The organism is Stenotrophomonas sp. K-6 (assembly GCF_056861555.1).
This window is the reverse complement of the sequence record NZ_JBSPUC010000001.1, coordinates 116928-135366: the sequence shown is the minus strand read 5'-3', so window position 1 is coordinate 135366 and position 18439 is coordinate 116928. Positions and strand designations below refer to the sequence as shown.

18 protein-coding genes are annotated in these 18439 nt (G+C 67.9%); 10 read left to right on the top strand and 8 right to left on the bottom strand.

Annotation, left to right across the window (positions count from 1 at the left end):
- Positions 1-48: 48 nt before the first annotated feature.
- Genes AC13F7_RS00590 through AC13F7_RS00575 form a run of 4 tightly spaced genes read left to right on the top strand, consistent with a single transcriptional unit; the run spans position 49 to position 3645 of the window.
- Positions 49-1008 carry an ABC transporter ATP-binding protein gene (locus tag AC13F7_RS00590; RefSeq protein WP_121040818.1) on the top strand — a complete coding sequence of 320 codons (960 nt, stop codon included), beginning with the start codon at positions 49-51 and terminating at the stop codon, positions 1006-1008.
- The gene (locus AC13F7_RS00585; RefSeq protein WP_481466963.1) at positions 1005-1805 is read left to right on the top strand and encodes an ABC transporter permease; all 801 of its coding nucleotides are present in this window, start codon (positions 1005-1007) and stop codon (positions 1803-1805) included. The genes AC13F7_RS00590 and AC13F7_RS00585 overlap by 4 nt, the downstream gene beginning before the upstream one ends.
- Positions 1805-2743: a 2-dehydropantoate 2-reductase gene (gene panE / locus AC13F7_RS00580; protein ID WP_482998924.1), complete on the top strand. Its 939-nt coding sequence runs from the start codon at positions 1805-1807 to the stop codon at positions 2741-2743. The genes AC13F7_RS00585 and panE overlap by 1 nt, the downstream gene beginning before the upstream one ends.
- A gap of 5 nt (positions 2744-2748) precedes the next feature.
- Entirely contained in the window at positions 2749-3645 is an 897-nt protein-coding gene (locus AC13F7_RS00575) for an NAD-dependent epimerase/dehydratase family protein (RefSeq protein WP_482998923.1), read from the top strand.
- Between the two features lie 22 nt (positions 3646-3667).
- Here the strand turns inward: AC13F7_RS00575 and AC13F7_RS00570 are convergent, their stop codons facing one another.
- Positions 3668-4465: a TatD family hydrolase gene (locus AC13F7_RS00570; RefSeq protein ID WP_482998922.1), complete on the bottom strand. Its 798-nt coding sequence runs from the start codon at positions 4463-4465 to the stop codon at positions 3668-3670.
- A gap of 78 nt (positions 4466-4543) precedes the next feature.
- On the opposite strand from AC13F7_RS00570, the gene hrpB reads away from it, so the two are divergent.
- Positions 4544-7048 (top strand): ATP-dependent helicase HrpB, encoded by a 2505-nt coding sequence (gene hrpB / locus AC13F7_RS00565; RefSeq protein WP_482998921.1) that lies wholly within the window; start codon positions 4544-4546, stop codon positions 7046-7048.
- A gap of 183 nt (positions 7049-7231) precedes the next feature.
- Positions 7232-7621, top strand: a complete 390-nt coding sequence (locus AC13F7_RS00560) for a hypothetical protein (protein WP_123729857.1) — start codon at positions 7232-7234, stop codon at positions 7619-7621.
- 60 nt (positions 7622-7681) lie between these two features.
- Here the strand turns inward: AC13F7_RS00560 and AC13F7_RS00555 are convergent, their stop codons facing one another.
- The 3 genes from AC13F7_RS00555 to AC13F7_RS00545 all read right to left on the bottom strand — a co-directional run bounded on the left by AC13F7_RS00555 (position 7682) and on the right by AC13F7_RS00545 (position 9468).
- Complete coding sequence (locus AC13F7_RS00555; RefSeq protein WP_481467281.1) at positions 7682-8221, bottom strand: pseudouridine synthase; 540 nt, start codon at positions 8219-8221, stop codon at positions 7682-7684.
- 68 nt (positions 8222-8289) lie between these two features.
- On the bottom strand, positions 8290-8550 hold the full coding sequence (locus tag AC13F7_RS00550; RefSeq protein ID WP_482998920.1) for a hypothetical protein: 261 nt from the start codon (positions 8548-8550) through the stop codon (positions 8290-8292).
- A gap of 57 nt (positions 8551-8607) precedes the next feature.
- Entirely contained in the window at positions 8608-9468 is an 861-nt protein-coding gene (locus AC13F7_RS00545) for a class I SAM-dependent methyltransferase (RefSeq protein ID WP_123729855.1), read from the bottom strand.
- Between the two features lie 173 nt (positions 9469-9641).
- Here AC13F7_RS00545 and AC13F7_RS00540 point away from each other — a divergent pair, with 173 nt between their 5' ends.
- Positions 9642-10601 carry an aldo/keto reductase gene (locus AC13F7_RS00540; RefSeq protein ID WP_482998919.1) on the top strand — a complete coding sequence of 320 codons (960 nt, stop codon included), beginning with the start codon at positions 9642-9644 and terminating at the stop codon, positions 10599-10601.
- 92 nt (positions 10602-10693) lie between these two features.
- Here the strand turns inward: AC13F7_RS00540 and AC13F7_RS00535 are convergent, their stop codons facing one another.
- Positions 10694-11602 (bottom strand): NAD(P)/FAD-dependent oxidoreductase, encoded by a 909-nt coding sequence (locus AC13F7_RS00535; RefSeq protein ID WP_482998918.1) that lies wholly within the window; start codon positions 11600-11602, stop codon positions 10694-10696.
- On the bottom strand, positions 11592-12044 hold the full coding sequence (locus tag AC13F7_RS00530; RefSeq protein WP_123729852.1) for an Rrf2 family transcriptional regulator: 453 nt from the start codon (positions 12042-12044) through the stop codon (positions 11592-11594). Before AC13F7_RS00530 ends, AC13F7_RS00535 begins: the two co-directional genes overlap by 11 nt.
- A gap of 181 nt (positions 12045-12225) precedes the next feature.
- Between AC13F7_RS00530 and AC13F7_RS00525 the strand changes: the two genes are divergently transcribed.
- The gene (locus AC13F7_RS00525) at positions 12226-14358 is read left to right on the top strand and encodes a methyl-accepting chemotaxis protein (RefSeq protein WP_481466949.1); all 2133 of its coding nucleotides are present in this window, start codon (positions 12226-12228) and stop codon (positions 14356-14358) included.
- 30 nt (positions 14359-14388) lie between these two features.
- Here AC13F7_RS00525 and AC13F7_RS00520 read toward each other — a convergent pair whose 3' ends face one another.
- On the bottom strand, positions 14389-15291 hold the full coding sequence (locus AC13F7_RS00520; protein WP_482998917.1) for a LysR substrate-binding domain-containing protein: 903 nt from the start codon (positions 15289-15291) through the stop codon (positions 14389-14391).
- Positions 15292-15417: 126 nt separating this feature from the next.
- Between AC13F7_RS00520 and AC13F7_RS00515 the strand changes: the two genes are divergently transcribed.
- Positions 15418-16632 carry an MFS transporter gene (locus tag AC13F7_RS00515; RefSeq protein ID WP_482998916.1) on the top strand — a complete coding sequence of 405 codons (1215 nt, stop codon included), beginning with the start codon at positions 15418-15420 and terminating at the stop codon, positions 16630-16632.
- 144 nt (positions 16633-16776) lie between these two features.
- Positions 16777-17580: a 2,5-didehydrogluconate reductase DkgB gene (dkgB, locus tag AC13F7_RS00510; RefSeq protein ID WP_482998915.1), complete on the top strand. Its 804-nt coding sequence runs from the start codon at positions 16777-16779 to the stop codon at positions 17578-17580.
- A gap of 120 nt (positions 17581-17700) precedes the next feature.
- Here dkgB and AC13F7_RS00505 read toward each other — a convergent pair whose 3' ends face one another.
- Positions 17701-18396, bottom strand: a complete 696-nt coding sequence (locus tag AC13F7_RS00505; RefSeq protein ID WP_481466941.1) for an alpha/beta fold hydrolase — start codon at positions 18394-18396, stop codon at positions 17701-17703.
- Between the last annotated feature and the right edge of the window lie 43 nt (positions 18397-18439).

Sequence of the window (18439 nt, the reverse complement as noted above, 5' to 3'; positions counted from 1 at the left end):
GCTCCCCGCCCCTATCCAGCGCCAGCCCATGGGCGCGAAGGCAAGAGCTTGGCTTCCCAGAACACTCCCGCGCCCACCGCCGCGCCCGCCCTGCGGGTGCGTGACCTCCGCAAAACCTATGACAACGGCACCCAAGCGCTGAAGGGCGTCTCCCTGGACGTGGCCCCGGGCGACTTCTTCGCCCTGCTGGGCCCCAACGGCGCCGGCAAGTCGACCCTGATCGGCATCATCAGCTCGCTGGTGAACCTGAGCGAAGGCCAGGTCGAGGTATTCGGCAGCGACCTGGTGCGCAACCGCAGCGCCACCATGCGCCTGATCGGCCTGGTCCCCCAGGAGATCAACTTCAACCTGTTTGAAAAGCCCTTCGACATCCTGGTCAACTACGCCGGCTTCTATGGCGTGGCCCGTGCCGAGGCCGAGAAGATGGCCGAAGAAGAGCTCAAGCGCGCCCACCTGTGGGAAAAGGCCCAGGTGATGAGCCGCACCCTGTCCGGTGGCATGAAGCGCCGACTGATGATCGCCCGCGCGATGATGACCCGCCCGCGCCTGCTGATCCTGGACGAGCCGACCGCTGGCGTGGATATCGAGATCCGCCGCGACATGTGGCGCGTGCTCAAGGAGATCAACGCCGCCGGCACCACGATCATCCTGACCACGCATTACCTGGAAGAAGCCGAGCACCTGTGCCGGAACCTGGCCATCATCAACCACGGCCAGATCGTCACCCAGGGCCCGATGCGTGAACTGCTGGCCAAGCTGGACGTGGAAGGCTTCCTGTTCGACATCGACGGCAGCCTGCCCGCCCAGCTGCCGGAGATCGACGGCGCGATCCTGATCGCCACCGACAGCCACACGCTGGATGTGGACATGCCGCGTGCGATGGACCTCAACCGCGTGTTTGACGCCTTGAACGCCGCCGGCATCCGCGTGCGCTCGATGCGCACCAAGAGCAACCGTCTGGAGGAGCTGTTCGTGCGCCTCACCGGCAACCAGGAGAACGTGGCATGAGCAGCACCCCGACCCCGGTCCTGACCGACGGCCAGCGCAACCGCATCGCCCTGATGACCATCGTGCGCCGCGAAGTGGCGCGCATCCTGCGCATCTGGGGCCAGACCCTGGTGCCGCCGGCGATCACCATGACCCTGTACTTCCTGATCTTCGGCGGCCTGATCGGCTCGCGCGTGGGCGAGATGGGCGGTTACAGCTACATGCAGTTCATCGTGCCCGGCCTGGTCATGATGAGCGTGATCCAGAACAGCTACGGCAACATCAGCTCCTCGTTCTTCGGCGCCAAGTTCGGCCGCCACGTGGAAGAGTTGCTGGTCAGCCCGATGCCGAACTGGGTGATCCTGTGGGGCTACGTCGCCGGCGCGGTGCTGCGCGGCCTGATGGTCGGCGTGATCGTGCTGATCATCGCCATGTTCTTCACCCCGGTGCGCATCCCGCACCCGCTGGTGACGCTGACCACGGTGCTGCTGGGCGCAACGATCTTCTCGCTGGCCGGCTTCATCAACGCGGTGTACGCCAAGAAGTTCGATGACGTGGCGATCGTGCCGACCTTCATCCTCACCCCGCTGACCTACCTGGGCGGCGTGTTCTATTCGGTGAAGCTGCTGCCGACGTGGGCCGAAGCGGCCACGCACGCCAACCCGATCTTCTACATGGTCAACGCGTTCCGCTACGGCCTGCTGGGCACCAGCGACGTGCCGCTGTGGGTGGCCTACGCGCTGATGATCGGCTTCGTGGTCGCACTGACCGCGCTGGCGCTGTGGCTGCTGAAGCGTGGCGTGGGGATGCGCAGCTGATGCGCATCCTGATCCTCGGCGCCGGCGGAACCGGCGGGTACTTCGGTGGTCGCCTGGCCCAGGCCGGCGTGGACGTGACCTTCCTGGTGCGCCCGGCCCGGGCGGCGCAGCTGGCGCGCGAGGGCCTGGTGCTGCGCAGCCCGCTGGGCGATGCGACGTTCCCGGTGCAGCACGTCACCGCCGAGGCACTGCCCGCCCTGGCGAGCGCCGAGCCGTTCGATCTGGTGATCCTGAGCTGCAAGGCTTACGACCTGGCCAGTTCGATCGAGGCGATCGCCCCGGCGGTCGGGCCGCGCACCACGGTGCTGCCGATCCTCAACGGGCTGCGCCATTACGCCGATCTCGATGCGCGCTTCGGCCGCGACGCGGTGCTGGGCGGGTTGTGCTTCATCAGCGCGACCAAGGCCGCCGATGGCGCGGTGGTGCATCTGGCGCCGGCGGCCAAGCTGACCTTTGGCGAGCGCGACGGCACCGGCAGCAGCGCGCGCGTGCTGGCGTTGGCGGCGGCCTGTGTGCAGGCCGGGGTGGACCACGTCGCCACCGATGCCATCGGGCAGGAGCAGTGGATCAAGTACACCTTCCTGACCACGCTGGCGGCGGCGACCTGCCTGATGCGCGCCGATGTCGGCACGATCGTGGCCACCGATGACGGTGCGGCGATCGTGCGCGGCCTTTACGACGAATGCGTGGCGGTTGCCGAGGCGGCTGGCGAGCCGATCCCGGCCAAGGCGCGAGAGATTGCACTGACCGCGACCACCCAGCCCGGCTCGTCCTTGAAGGCCTCGATGCTGCGCGATCTGGAAGCCGGCCAGCAGGTGGAGGCCGAGCAGATCGTCGGTGACATGCTGGTGCGGGCGCGGGCGGCCGGGCAAGCGGCCCCGCTGCTGGCGGTGGCCTATGCGCACCTGCAGGCCTACCAGCAGCTGCGCAGCGCCTGAGCGGCATGCCGACCAAGCTGCCGGCCCGCGTGCTGGTGCTGGGCCTGGGCTACAGCGGCCGGCATCTGGCCGCGCTGTTGCACGCGCACGGCGTGGCCTGCAGCGGCACCGTGCGTGATCCAGCAAACGCGCCGGACGATGGGTGGGTCCGCCACCGCCTTGTCGCTGGCGAACCGATCAGCGAGGACCTGCGCGAGGCGATCCGCACGGCCGAGGCCATCGTCTGCGCCGTGCCACCGGATGCGGAGGGCGACCCGGCCTTGCGCCTGCTCACCGATGCGCTGCGTGACAGCCCTGCCCTGCGCTGGGTCGGCTATCTCTCCTCGACTGCGGTGTATGCCGACCGCGCTGGCGGCTGGGTCAACGAGACATCCACCGCCGATGCGACCGATGAGACCGCCTTGAAACGCCTGCACGCGGAACAGCAGTGGCAGGCCCTCGCGCAGGCCCGCGGCATCGCCTCGGCGGTGTTCCGGCTGCCTGGCCTGTACGGGCGCGGGCGCAATGCGCTGGTCCAGCTGGCGCAGGGCAAGGCCCGGCATGTGGTGCGGCCGGGGCAGGTGTTCAACCGGCTGCATGTGGAGGATCTGGCCAGTGGCGTGCTGGCGGCAATGCAGCGGGCCGAAAGCCATGCGCTGTACCTGCTCAGCGATGACGAGCCGGCGCCGCCACAGGAGGTGCTGGCGTATGCCGCGATACTCAGTGGGCTGCCGCTGCCCGCCGCGCAGGCGTGGGACGCACCCGAGGTGGCTGCCTCCCTGCGCCGCTTCTACAGCAGCAACAAGCGCATCGATGGCCGCGTCACGCGCGCCGCATTGCAGTGGCAGCCACGCTTGGCCACCTATCGCGAGGGACTGGACGACGCGTGGGCAAACGGCGACGGACGCCCCGCGCTGCGGTAGCCCACGATCGGTACCTCCCCTCTCAGGGCGCGTCAGGCAACCGGAAGAACGCGCGCGTAGCCGCCGTCGCGTTGGCGGCCGTGGTCGCCACCTCTTCCCCACGATCGCGCGCCAGCTCTTCGACGATGTGCGACAGGAACATCGGCTCGTTGCGACGGTCCTTCGGCAGTGGCTTGAGCGTGCGCGGCAGCAGGTACGGCGCGTCGGTCTCGATCATCAGCCGGTTGGCCGGGATGTGCTTGACCAGCTCACGCAGGTGCGCGCCACGGCGCTCATCGCACAGCCAGCCGGTGATGCCGATGTACCAGTCCTGGTCCAGGTAATCGAACAGTTCCTGGCGCTCGCCGGTGAAGCAGTGCACCACCGCCGGGCCGAGCTTGCCGTCGAAATTCTTCATCTGCGCCATGAAATCGGCATGGGCGTCGCGCTGGTGCAGGAACAGCGGCTTGCCGTTCTCGGCGGCGAGCTGCAGTTGGCGCTCGAAGGCACGATGCTGCGCCGGGCGCGGCGAGAAATCACGGAAGTAGTCCAGCCCGCACTCGCCCACCGCCACCACCTCGGCATGGGCGTGCAACGCGCGCATCTCCGCGTCGCATTCGTCGGTGTATTCCACCGCATGGTGCGGGTGCACACCGGCCGTCGCGTACAGGAACCCGGGATGCTGGCGGGCCAGCTCCAGCGCCATCGGCGAATGCTCGCGGCTGGCGCCGGTGATCACCATCTGCACCACCCCGGCCTCGCGCGCACGCGCCAGTACGGCGTCGCGGTCGCGATCGAAGGAGTCGTGGGTGAGGTTGGCGCCGATATCGATCAGGTGCATGGGGCTGCTGCAGGACGGGAAACCGGGCCATTGTACCTGCGCCCCGACAGCCTCAATCGGACGCCGTATCCTTAAGCAATGAGTCCCCCGATTTTCCCCATCTCCGCACTGCTGCCGCAGATCCTGACCACGCTGGAACGCGGCACCCGGCTGGTGCTGGAAGCGCCGCCCGGCGCCGGCAAGACCACCCAGGTGCCGCTGGCGTTGCTGGATGCGCCGTGGTTGGAAGGCCGCAAGATCATCATGCTGGAGCCGCGCCGCGTGGCCGCCCGCAGCGCCGCGCAGTTCATGGCGCGTCAGCTGGGCGAGAACGTCGGTGAGACCGTCGGTTACCGCATCCGCTTCGAGAACAAGATCTCCGCGCGTACCCGTGTCGAGGTGGTGACTGAAGGCATCCTCACCCGGATGCTGCAGGACGACCCGCTGCTGGAGGGCGTGGGCGCGCTGCTGTTCGACGAATTCCACGAACGGCATCTGGCCGCTGATCTGGGCCTGGCCCTGGCGCTGGACGTGCAGTCCCAGCTGCGCGAGGACCTGCGCATCGTGGTGATGTCGGCCACGCTGGATGGCGAGCGACTGGCGCAGTTTCTCGATGCGCCGCGCCTGAGCAGTGAGGGCCGCAGCTTCCCGGTCACGATCGCGCACTTCCCCGCCCGCCGCGACGAGGCACTGGAACCGCAGGCACGGCGCGCCGTGGAGCAGGCCTTGGCCGAGCATCCTGGCGATGTACTGGTGTTCCTGCCCGGCCAGCGCGAGATCGCGCGCGTGCAGACCGCACTGCAGTCCGTGCTGGATCCGGGCGTGCAGGTACTGCCGCTGCATGGCGAGCTGCCAGTGGACCAGCAATCGCAGGTGCTGCAGCCCGATCCCGGCGGTCGGCGCCGCGTGGTACTGGCCACCAACGTGGCCGAGTCATCGGTGACCCTGCCCGGCGTGCGGGTGGTGATCGACGCGGGTCTGGCACGCGAGCCGCGTTACGACCCCAACAGCGGTTTCGCGCGCCTGGACGTGGTGAACATCGCGCAGGCCTCGGCCGATCAACGCGCCGGCCGTGCCGGCCGTGTCGCCGAGGGCTGGGCGTGGCGCTTGTGGCCGCAGTCGCAGCGGTTGGAGGCACAGCGTCGGCCCGAGATCGCGCAGGTGGAACTGGCCTCGCTGGCACTGGAACTGGCTGCCTGGGGCAGTGACGACCTGCGCTTCGTGGATACACCGCCGGCCGGTGCACTGGCCGCCGCGCGTGAACTGCTGCAGCGCCTGGGCGCGCTCAGCGACAGCGGCACGCTGACCCCGCTGGGCCGGCGCATGCTGACCCTCGGCACGCATCCGCGCCTTGCGGCGATGCTGATGGCGGCAGGCAGTGGTGTCGAGCAGGCCCTGGCCTGCGATCTGGCCGCGCTGGTGGAAGCGCGCGATCCGCTGCGCCAGGGCGGTGATGCACTCGCTGCGCGGTGGCGGGCGCTGGCAGCGTTCCGCCAAGGGCGGGCACCCCACGATGCCAACCGCGGCGGCCTGGCGAGCATCGATGCCGCCAGCAAACAGTGGCGGCGACGCCTGCGCTGTGATGACGCGCCTCCTTCCTCAGCCGAAGCGCATCAGCTCGGCGATCTGCTCGCGCATGCGTTTCCCGACCGGATCGCCGCCCGCCATCCGAGTGATCCGCTGCGCTACCTGCTGGCCAATGGCCGCAGCGCGCGCCTGTTCGATCCCAGCGATCTGCGTGGCGAGCCGTGGCTGGTCGCCGTGGAGCTGCGCTATGAGGCGCGCGACGCATTGCTGTTGCGCGCCGCGCCGGTGGATGAGAATCGACTGCGGCGTGATTTTCCGGAACGCTTCACACAGGAAGACGTGGTGCGCTGGGACGGTGAGAAGCGCGCATTGGTGGCACGCCGCGAAACCCGTTTCGACCGCATCGTGCTGGACAGCCGCTCGGCCGGTCGCGTGGATCCCGCGCATGCCGCCAAAGCCCTGACCGAGGCCGTGGCCGAACTCGGGCTGGAGGCATTGCCGTGGACGGACGGCCTGCGCCAGTGGCAGTCGCGTGCGCTGGGCGTACGTGCGTGGATGCCGGAGCTGGAGCTGCCAGACGTCTCCGACGCAGCATTGATGGCGACGCTGCCGACCTGGTTGACGCCCGCGTTCAATGGCAGGACACGCCTGGATGCCCTGGACGAATCCAGCCTAGGCGAAGCGCTGAAGTCACCGCTGCCGTGGGCGCAACGCCAACTGATCGATCGTCATGCCCCGGTCCGCATCACCGTGCCCTCCGGCATGGAGCGCCCGATCCATTACGCAATGGACGCCGACGGCATCAGCCCGCAGGCGCCAGTGCTGGCGGTCAAGCTGCAGGAGCTGTTCGGCCTGAGCGATACCCCACGCATCGCCGACGGCCGCATTCCGTTGACGCTGCACCTTCTGTCCCCCGGCGGCCGCCCACTGCAGGTCACCCAGGATCTGCGCAACTTCTGGGCGAACACCTACGCCGAGGTGAAGAAGGAAATGAAGGGGCGGTATCCCCGGCATCCCTGGCCGGACGATCCGTGGACGGCGAACGCGACACACCGCGCCAAGCCGCGCGGCACGTGAGTACGCCGCCCTCTTCCTCACCCGATGCGCGCATTCATGGCTGTCACCTGACCATCGCCGGGCACGTGGCTCGCGCAGCGCAGGGAACCGGATACAGTCGTGATCCGGCCGTAGCAAATGGATAACACGCCCTACACGGCCACCGCGCGACACTGGATCAGAACCTTTAGGCAAGGACCCCCCATGAGCAGATTGACTGTGATTACCGACCGCGCCCTCGAGCGTGCCCTGGACCTCGCCAGCACCGCCGGTGACGGCCTCAAGCATGCCGGCAGCAACCTGCGCCATTTCGGGCCGCAGGCCACCGACTGGATCAAGACCGGTGCCGCACTCGGCGCGGTCAAGACCGGCAGCAAGGTCGCCGCCAAGGTGGTGCGCCGCAATCCGGCCGTGACCATCGCCGCCGCCGCTGTCGGCGTGGGCCTGCTGGGCTACGCGCTGTACCGCAAGCAGCAGAAGAAGAAGCTCGCCAACGGTGGCGTCGTGAACGGCCAGGCGCAGCGCATCAGCGCACGCAACCGCCGCAACGAGACCGTGGTGGATGAAACCAGCGATATCGGCAGCGACGCCTGATCGGCTGACGCGTTACTGCGAGCGCATCGAAACCGCCGGTTTCCACCGGCGGTTTTTTTATTATCCGATCTCGCGCCATTGGCCGGGTTGAAGATCGCCGATCGCATGCGCGCCCATCGAGACACGCACCAGGCGCAACGTGGGCAGTCCGACCGCCGCAGTCATGCGTCGCACCTGGCGATTGCGGCCTTCGCGCAGCGTGATCGCCAGCCACGCATCGGGCACCGTCTTGCGGAAGCGGACCGGCGGCGTGCGCGGCCACAGTTCAGGCGAGGGCTCCAGCCGTTCGACACCGGCCGGTAGTGTCGGCCCATCGTTGAGCAGCACGCCACGGCGCAGCGCCTGGAGCTGGTCATCGGTCACCGTGCCTTCCACCTGCACCCAATAGGTCTTGTCCGCCTTGTGCCGCGGATCGGTCAACTGGTGTGCCAGGCCGCCGTCGTCAGTGAGCAGCAGCAGGCCTTCGCTGTCGTAATCCAGCCGGCCAGCCGCGTACACCGCCGGTGGCAGCCCGAAACCAGCCAGGGTCGCGCGTGGCGGCTGGCTGCGGTCGGTGAACTGGCACAGCACGTTGAACGGTTTGTTGAAGGCGATCAGCATCGGGGCAACAGCGGCGGTGGGATGGCTCATTGTCCCATCCCCGTGCCGCCGCCGCGATCCGGACGGCGTCAGCCGATGACGTTCATCTTGAGCAGAAAGTAGACCAGCACCAGCACCACGCCGCAGACGTTGGCGATGCGGGCTTCCCGTGCCCAGCGCCCGGTGGCGGGCGCATTGAACGCCCGGCGCCCATCCAGGGCGGCAGCGGTGAGCAGAAGCGCGAAACCGGCCGCCCCCATCAGGTCGTAGGCATTCCGTCCATAGAACACGAAATCAACGATCTTGATCAGCGTGATCACCGCCAGACCGATCAACAGCAACGTCTTCAACGATGTATTCCTTTACCGTCCATCGAAGGCGCGGAAATATGGCCCGCGCATAGTGTCTTACTTGCCCGGCTTCACGAAGCGCAGGGTCATCCGGTCGCTTTCGCCGATCGCCTGGTACTTGGCCTCGTCGGCCGCGTCATGCTGGTTGGTCGGCGGCAGCGTCCACACACCGTTCGGGTAGTCCTTGGTGTCGCGCGGATTGGTGTTGATCTCGCTGCTGCCGGCCAGTTCGAAACCGGCGGCCTTCGCCATCGCGATCACCTGCTGCTGGCCCACGTAACCGGTCTTGTCGTCGGCCGGCACATCGGCCTTGGCACGGTGCTCGACCACGCCCAGCACACCGCCCGGCTTGAGCACCGAGAAGAAGCCCTTGAACATGCCTTCGGCCTGGCCGCTGCTGCGCCAGTTGTGCACGTTGCGGAAGGTCAGCACCACATCCGCCGAGTTGGCCGGACCGAACACCGGGGCCTTCGGGTCATAGGCGACCACGCGGCTCTTGCCGAACACCGCAGCGTTGCCGGCGAACTTCTTGTCCAGCCCATCTCGGCTGCGCTGCTGGTAGTCGCGGCCACGCCCTTCCGCCACCGCCATCGGATCGACCACGGCGGCCACGTACTGCCCCTTGTCGTGCAGCAGCGGCGCCAGGATTTCCGAGTACCAGCCGCTGCCCGGGGTGACCTCGATGACAGTCTGGCCCGGTGCGACGCCGAAGAACGACAGCGTCTGCGCGGGATGGCGGTACGCATCGCGCTTGACGTTGGCCGGATCGCGGCGGCTGTCCTGCACGGCCTTCTGCACGGCCGGGGTGATCGCGACCTGCGCGTTCGGGCCGGCGGGCTTGATCGCCATCGCGGGCGTGGCAAGCATCAGGGTAGAAACAGTGAACAGGCAGGCACAGGTCAACGAACGGGCTTTCATCGGCGGGCTTCCGGTAGCGGGATGCCGCGAGACTAGCAGCGAAGCGTGTACAGGTGTTCACAAAACGTTAGTGCGGCGCAGCAATCCGGAACACTGTTTTGTGCCTGCTGCCGCAACGCTGTCACCACGCCGGCCGTATCCTGTGGAAACGATTCCCAGGGAGAACATCACCCATGACTGCTACGCGCGAACTCGGTCGTTCCGGCCTCCATGTCGCCCCCATCGCCTTCGGCGGCAATGTCTTTGGCTGGAGTGCGGACGAGAAGACCTCCTTTGCCCTGCTCGATGCCTTCGTCGATGCCGGCTTCAACCTGGTCGACACCGCCGATGCGTATTCGGCGTGGGTGCCCGGCAACCAGGGCGGTGAATCGGAAACCATTCTGGGCCGCTGGTTCAAGCACAGCGGCAAGCGCGACAAGGTGGTGCTGGCGACCAAGGTCGCCAAGTGGGCCGAACGCCCGGGCCTGTCCGCCGACAACATTACCGCTGCGGTGGAGGATTCGCTGCGCCGCCTGCAGACCGATGTCATCGATCTGTACCAGGCGCACGAAGATGATGAAGCCACTCCGCTGGAGACCACGCTGGCCGCGTTCGGCCGCCTGATCGAACAGGGCAAGGTGCGCGCGATCGGTGCCTCCAACTACAGCGCCGAGCGCCTGCGCGATGCCTTGAGGGTCTCGGCCGACTACAAACTGCCGCGCTATGAAACGCTGCAGCCGGAGTACAACCTGTACGACCGCGCCGGTTATGAGGCCGGGCTGGAAGCGGTGGTGCGCGAGGCGCAGCTGGGCGTGATCAGCTACTACTCGCTGGCCAGCGGTTTCCTCAGTGGCAAGTACCGCAGTGCGGACGATGCCTCCAAAAGCAGCGCGCGCGGCAAGAGCGTGGTGGACAAGTACGTCAATCCGCGTGGGCTGCGCATCCTCGGTGCACTGGACGATGTGGCCAGCACGCATGGCGTGAGTCCTTCGCAGGTGGCGATCGCGTGGTTGATCGCGCGCCCGGGCATCACCGCGCCGATCGTCAGCGCCACCAGTGTCGAGCAGTTGAAGGAGGTGCTGGCGGCCGCAAATGTCGCGCTGTCGGCACAGGATGTGCAGCAGCTGGATGCGGCAAGCGCCGAACAGGCCTGAGCCCACCGACAGGTGTGACGGACAGCCGCCGCAGGGCGGCTGTTTCCGTTTGGGGCGGGCCTGCCGCTCGCAGACCGGCCACGCCCCTGATCCTAGCGGCTGGCCCGGCTGTCCTCGGCGACCAGCGCATGGTGCAGGCTCACCCCGGCGCGCACGCCTTCGGCGCTGGCCAGGCTGATATTGCCCACCAGCGTTGCATCGCCCGCTGCGTAGATGCCGGGCACGCTGGTCTGCTTGCCCGCATCGACCTGCACCAGCACGCCGATCGGACTGTCCTCCAGCACGCAGCCGAGCTGTTCGACCAGCGGCGTGCTCATGTGCTGGCGCGCGGTAACGAACAGCGCGCGCAGTTCAACCCGGCGGCCATCGGCGAGCACGGCGGCACTCAGGGCCGGTGCCTCGCCTTCCAGCCCGACCACGGCGTCGTATTCGATGCTGACCCCGCGTCGCTGCAGCGCGGCCAGGTCATCGGCCTCCAGCGTCATGCCGTGCGCGAACAGGGTGACGTCGCCCCAGTCGGCGAGCAACGCCGCCATGGTGGTCGACTTCTCATGCCCGCCCAGCAGACCGATCGCGCCGCCCCCGATCTCGTAGCCGTGGCAGTACGGGCAATGCACCACGCTGTGGCCCCAGCGCTCGGCCAGGCCAGGCAGGTCGGGCAGTTCGTCGCGGATGCCGGTGGCCAGCAGCAGCTTGCGCGTGGCCCAGATGTCACCGTTTTCGGTGCCGACCACAAAGCCATCCACGGTCGGTTGGGCGGTGGTGACCGTGTCGCTGACCCAGCGCACCGTGGGGTAGCCCAGCAGCTGGGTCTTGGCGTTGCGCAGCAGCTCGGCGCCGGCAATGCCGTCCTGGCCGAGCACGCCGTGCGACTGCGCGGCGAAGCGGTTGCGCGGCAGGCCGCTGTCGATGACCAGCACCTCGCGGCGGGCGCGCGCCAGGATCAGGGCGGCGGACAGGCCGGCGAAACTGCCGCCGACGACAATCGCATCAAACGTCATGAGGAACTCCTGCAGCGTGGTGGGCCAGGTGGCGGGCGAAGGCCTCGCCCAGGGTGGCCAAAGTGGTGTCGTGCAGGCGGGCCTCGAGCAGGGCCTGGGCCTGGCGGTAACTGTCGTCGAGGGCATCGTTGACCACGCGCTGCACCGGGCAGCCGCGGCCGGTCTCGCGGGCGCCGGTGTGCAGCAGCGCAGGCGCGCCGATGGCCACGTACACGTCATACAGCGTGATCTGCGCCGGTTCCCGGGCCAGCTGGCTGCCGCCGCCATGGCCGCGCACGCTGGTAACCAGCCCGCCCTTGTGCAGGGCAGACAGCAGGCGCCGGATCACCACCGGATGAGTAGGCAGGCAGGTGGCAAGCTGCTCGGAGGTACGCGGGCCGTCCTGGCCGACCAGATGGGCCATCACGTGCAGCGCGTCGGAGAACTGGTTACTCGATTTCATGTAACTACATTAGTTACATATAGTCTATCTGTCCAGTGCCGTTTCGTTCCATATGTGACCAATTTTCATCTACACACGGTCGTCACAACGTTTAATGGAACGGTAACCGTGATAGGCGTCGCACTTCAGCCTGCTCTAGGCAGACCGATACCGCATTGCCCTTCCCTACTTTTCATTTCCCATGACGTCCTCCGCACCGGCGCATCCACGCGCCCTGAGTCTTCAGTTCAAACTGCTGGGCGCGCTGTCGCTTGGCCTGATCATCATCGTCGTGGCCGCCCTGGCCGGGCTCGGTTCAGCGTGGCGCAACCTCTCCACCGAGGTCCCTCCTGAGCTTGCCCGCAAGGCACAGGCCGAGCTGCTCCAGCGCGAGTTCCGCCTGCAGGTGCAGGAGTGGAAGAACGTGCTGATCCGCGGTGCGGACGATGTGCAACGCGAGCGTCACCTGGCGGCATTCGATGCGGAAGGACGCCGCATCGCGGACTTGGCCGGCACGCTCGCCACCAGCCGCGACGAGCAGACCCGCACGCTGGCCGATCAGTTCCTGACCGAGCACCGTGCCCTTGAGGCCCGCTACCGTGGGGCGCTGGAGGCATTTGCCGCCAGTGGCTATGACACCCAGGCGGCCGATGCGCTGGTACGTGGTGCGGACCGCAGCGTTGGCACCACGCTGGACGCGCTGGCGACACGCGCCAACGAACGTGCCGAATTTGAAACCAACGCCACGTCCGAGCGCGCGCGCGCCGCGCTGGTGGCATCGGCGATCACGACGGCATTGGCTGCCGTGGTGCTGCTGGTGGTGCTGGCGCTGTGGTTGCGACGCGCGGTGATCGCACCGGTGATCGCGGTGGAAGCAGCGGCCCGCGCCGTCGCACGCGGCGATCTGGAGCACACGGTGGCGGTGCGCAGCCGCGACGAAATCGGCCGTCTCGGCACGGCGATGAGCGAGGTGACTCGGACCCTCAAGGCCGTACTGGATGCGCAGGCAACCATGGCCCAGCGCCACGACGCCGGCCAGATCAGCTACCGCATGGATGCCGACGCCCTGCCTGGCGCTTACGGCCAGATGGTGCGCGAGAACAACACCCTGGTCGCCAACCACATCCAGGTGAAGCTGCGCGCGATCGAGATCATGGGCCACTATGCGGTCGGTGATCTGTCGGTGGACATGGAGCGCCTGCCCGGCGAGAAGGCGGTGATCACCCAGGCGCTGGACACGGCCAAGGCCAACCTCGGCGCGATCAATGCCGAGATCAAGCGACTGGCCGAGGCAGCGGCGTTGGGTGATTTCAGCCTGCGCGGTGATGAAGCGCGCTACCAGCACGACTTCCGGGAGATGGTCGGCGGCCTCAACCGCCTGATGCGCACCACCGAGCAGGATCTGGGCGAAGTCTCGCGCGTGCTCCAGGCGATCGCCGGCGGGGATCTCAGCGCGCACATGCACGGCGATTTCCACGGCGTGTTCGCGCGCATGCGCGATGACATGGCGCGCACCACCGGCCAGCTGACCACCATCGTTGGCGACATCAAGCACGCGGCCCAGTCCATCCAGACGGCCGCAGGCGAGATCGCCGCGGGCAACAGCGATCTGTCACGCCGTACCGAGCAGCAGGCAGCCAATCTGGAAGAGACCGCCGCCTCGATGGAAGAGCTGACCTCCACGGTGCGCCAGAACGCCGAGCACGCGCGGCAGGCCAACCAGCTCTCGATCAGTGCCGCCTCGGTCGCCTCGCAGGGCGGCGAGGTGGTGAGCCAGGTGGTCACCACCATGGGCGCCATCCAGGCCTCGTCGCGTCAGATCGCCGAGATCATCAGCGTCATCGATGGCATTGCGTTCCAGACCAACATCCTCGCGCTCAACGCCGCCGTCGAAGCAGCGCGCGCCGGGGAACAGGGCCGCGGCTTTGCCGTGGTCGCCAGCGAAGTGCGCACGCTGGCGCAGCGCTCGGCCGGGGCCGCCAAGGAGATCAAGGGACTGATCGATCAGTCCGTGGCCGATGTCGACGGCGGCGCGGCGCTGGTGCAGCAGGCCGGGCGGACCATGGGCGAGATCGTCGGCAGCGTGCAGCGCGTTACCGACATCATGGCTGACATCGCCGCCGCATCGCAGGAGCAGTCGGCCGGCATCGAGCAGGTCAACCAGACGGTGGTGCAGATGGACGAGACCACGCAGCAGAACGCGGCCCTGGTGGAAGAAGCCTCCGCGGCGGCGCGCAGCATGGAAGAGCAGGCCGTCGCCCTGAATGCCGCGGTGGATGTGTTCGTGCTGGATACGGGACGCGGTGCGGTGACCGGATTGCCTCGCGCGGCGTGACGCATGCGTGGTGCCGGCCAGCGGCCGGCACTACCGGACGAAGGGGGTACCCACCATGGCCTGCGCCAGGTGATCCAGGAAGGAGCTGATCCGCGCCGAGACCGCCGTATTGCGGTAGTACACGGCGTGGATCGGCTGGCGGACCTCCACGGTGAGGTCCGGCAACAGCTGGACCAGCGTGCCGGCGTCACGATCGCGGTGGGTCATGAAGTCGGACAGGCAGACGATGCCGACGCCCTCCAGCGCGAGCCGGCGCAGGGTTTCACCGCTGGAGACCGCTACCGCCGGGCGCACGTGCAGCAGCGCGTCGGTCGCGCCGGGCAGCGGCCAGTGATTGAGTGAATCGGGCTCGTTGAAGCCGAGCAGCGTGTGCTCGCCCAACGCGGCCACATCTCGCGGGGTACCGTGCTGCTGCAGGTACGCCGGACTGGCCATCACCCGCAGGCGGCTGTGCGCCAGCGGCCGCGCGTGCAGGGTGGAATCGGCCAGCGGCCCGATCCGGATGGCCACGTCGGTGCGCCGCTCGAGCAGATCGATGTAGCGCTCGCTGCTGTTGAGCTCCAGCGCCACATCGGGATAGCGCGCGCGATAGCTGACCACCAGCGGGGCGATCACGTGCAGCACGAACGGCATCGCCGCATCCACGCGCAGGCGCCCAGCCGGGCGTTGCCGCCGGGCGGCGATCTGTTCCTCGGCCGCTTCCACCGAGGCCACGATCGTGCGTGCCTGGGCCAGGAAGGCATCGCCCTCCTCGGTCAGCTGCAGACGACGTGTGGTGCGGGTCAACAGCGTGGTGCCGAGCTTTTCCTCCAGCCGGCCCAGCGCCCGGCTGACCCCGGAGGTGGTCTGGCCGAGCTGTTCGGCGGCCGCGGTGATCGAGCCACTGTCGATCACCGCAATGAAGGCCTGCATCTCATCCAGGGTCGTTTTCATGGCGGCGGCAGGGTGGAGGTGCTCCATTATTGACCATGGGGCAACAGTGATTGGCGTGAAGGCCGCTTTTTCCGCAAGAGTACGGCGCGCAGACTGCGCAGCCTCACTCCCCACCGGTAACCGTCCATGTCCCGTGGTATCCCCTTGGCCTTGCTGGCGTTGACGCTGGGTGCGTACGCCATCGGCACCACTGAATTCGTCATCGTCGGCCTGATTCCGACCATCGCCGCCGACCTCGGCGTCACCCTGCCCTCGGCCGGGCTGCTGGTGTCGCTGTATGCGTTGGGCGTGGCGGTCGGTGCGCCGGTGCTCACCGCGCTGACCGGGCGGGTGCCGCGCAAGACCCTGCTGGTGGCGCTGATGCTGCTGTTCACCCTCGGCAACCTGATCGCCTGGGTGGCGCCGGGCTACGGCTCGCTGATCGTGGCGCGCGTGCTGACCGGGCTGGCGCACGGCGTGTTCTTCTCGATCGGCTCGATCATCGCCACCTCGGTGGTGCCCAAGGAGAAGGCGGCCAGCGCGATCGCGATCATGTTCACCGGCCTCACCGTGGCGCTGGTGACCGGTGTGCCCCTGGGCACCTTCATCGGCCAGCACCTGGGCTGGCGCGCCACCTTCCTGGCGGTGGCCGCGCTCGGTGTGATCGCGCTGATCGGCAGCCTGCTGTTCGTGCCGCGCAACCTGCAGCGCAGCACGCCGGCCACGTTCGGGCAGCAACTCTCCGTACTGGCGCAGCCGCGCCTGCTGCTGGTGTATGCGATCACCGCACTCGGCTACGGCGGCACCTTCCTCTCCTTCACCTACCTGGCCTCGATCCTGCAGGACGTGACCGGTTTCTCGGCCAATGCGGTCAGCGGCGTGCTGCTGGTTTACGGCGTGTCGGTGGCGATCGGCAACCTGTGGGGCGGCCGCCTGGCCGACCGCCGCGGCCCGATCCCGGCACTGAAGCTGATCTTCGCGTTGCTGGCCGCCGTACTGTTCGTGCTGACCTTTACCGCTTACAACACCTGGCTGGTGCTGCTGACCGTGCTGGCGCTGGGCGCGGTGGCCTTCGGCAACGTGCCCGGGCTGCAGGTGTACGTGGTCAAGCAGGCACAGCGGTTCGCCCCGCAGGCCGCCGATGTGGCCTCGGGCCTGAACATCGCCGCGTTCAACGTCGGCATCGCACTCGGCGCATCGCTGGGTGGGTTGGTGGTCGAACACCTCGGCCTGATGCACACCCCGTGGCTGGGCGCAGTGGTGGTGATGGGCGCCTTGGGTCTGACCGTGCTGAGTGGCCGGCTGGACCGCCGCGATGGCGTGGCCGACCGCGCCGAAGGCATCGCGATGAGTGCGCATTGATCGATTCCGGACCAAGGGTTCGCCTTACGCGACAGCAGTCGCCCAACGATTCATTTCACGCAATCGCAGCCGACCAACGGCCGGCTCTACGTCGCTTTACGGTGCACGGCGTAGCCTGCACCTCACCCCCATGAAGGAGTTTCCATGCCCATTCCCGCATTCGGCCTCGGCACCTTCCGCCTGAAGGGCCAGACCGTGATCGACTCGGTGCGCAACGCACTGGACGTCGGCTACCGCGCCATCGATACCGCACAGATCTACGAGAACGAGGCCGAGGTCGGCCAGGCCATCGCCGAATCCGGCGTGGCCCGCGATGATCTGTTCCTCACTACCAAGATCTGGATCGCCAACTTCCAGCACGACGCGTTGCTGGCCAGCCTGCGCGAGAGCCTGCGCAAGCTGCGCACCGACCATGTCGAGCTCACCCTGATCCACTGGCCGTCGCCGAAGGACGCGGTACCGATGGCCGAGTATCTCGGTGCACTGGCCGAGGCCAAGTCGCTCGGCCTGACCCGCCAGATCGGCATCTCCAACTTCACCATCGCCCAGACCCGCCAGGCCATCGAGATCCTGGGTGCCGATGCGATCGCCACCAACCAGATCGAAGTCCACCCCTACCTGCAGAACCGCGCGCTGATCGCGTTCCTGAAGGAACAGGGCATCCATGTCACCGCCTACATGAGCCTGGCCTACGGCGAAGTGCTCAAGGACCCGGTGATCCAGGCCATCGCCGCGCGTCACCAGGCCACCCCGGCCCAGGTCGCGCTGGCGTGGGCGTTGCAGCAGGGCTTTGCGGTGATCCCGTCCTCGACCAAGCGCGACAACCTGGCCGGCAATCTGCTCGCGGCCGATCTGCGCTTGAGCGATGAGGACATGGCGCAGATCGCCACGCTGGATCGCGGGCATCGCCTGGCCAATCCGGAGGGGATCGCACCGGCCTGGGATTGATGGGGTGCGTGCCGACCAACGTTCGGCACCTACCGGAAGAGCCAGCGCCTGATCAACGGCGTGGACATCATCGGGTAGTGCCGGCCGCTGGCCGGCATCACCGGAAGTACGTGGCCGCTATCACCGCAACCAGTCCCGCATGGCCGCGCTGACCTCGTCGGGCTTCTCCATCGGCGCCAGGTGGCCACAATCGGGCAGCACCACCAGAGTTGAATCCGGCACCAGCGCATGCATCTCCTCGCTGATCGCCAGCGGGGTGATGCGGTCGTTGGCACCGCACACGATCAACAGCGGATCGCGGTATCCGGCCAGCACGTCGTGGCCATCCACCCGGTCCAGTGCGCTCTGGCGCAGGAACACCTCCGCGCCCAGCCGCGCGGTCATGTCGCGTACGCGCTGTACCAGCACATAGTCATCCAGCCGCGCGGCGTCGATGTAGCTGCGCATCAACGTGTCGCCGAAGCCGTGGAACTTTCCGGGCAGACGCACGCTTGCCTGCTGCGTCTTCCGTTGCGCGGCACGCTCGGGCGAGTCGGCATGGATCGAGGTATCGATCAGGGCCAGCCGCAGCACCCGCTCCGGCGCGGTGCGCACGATCGCCTGCGCCACGAAGCCGCCCAACGAGAATCCCGCCAAGGCAAAGCGCGCCGGCGCCTGGGCCAGCACGTCGTCGACAACGGCCTGCATCGTCTCACCGCGGGTCTGGTCGCCGACGATGCACTCGGCGATATCGGACAGGTCGGCGATCTGCGCACGCCAGAGTTCAGCGTCGTTGAGCAGGCCGGGAAGCAGCAGCAGGGGGAGTCGGTCAGTCATCCCGTATTGTCGCCCCACCCACGTGCACGCGCCGTACCGCGAT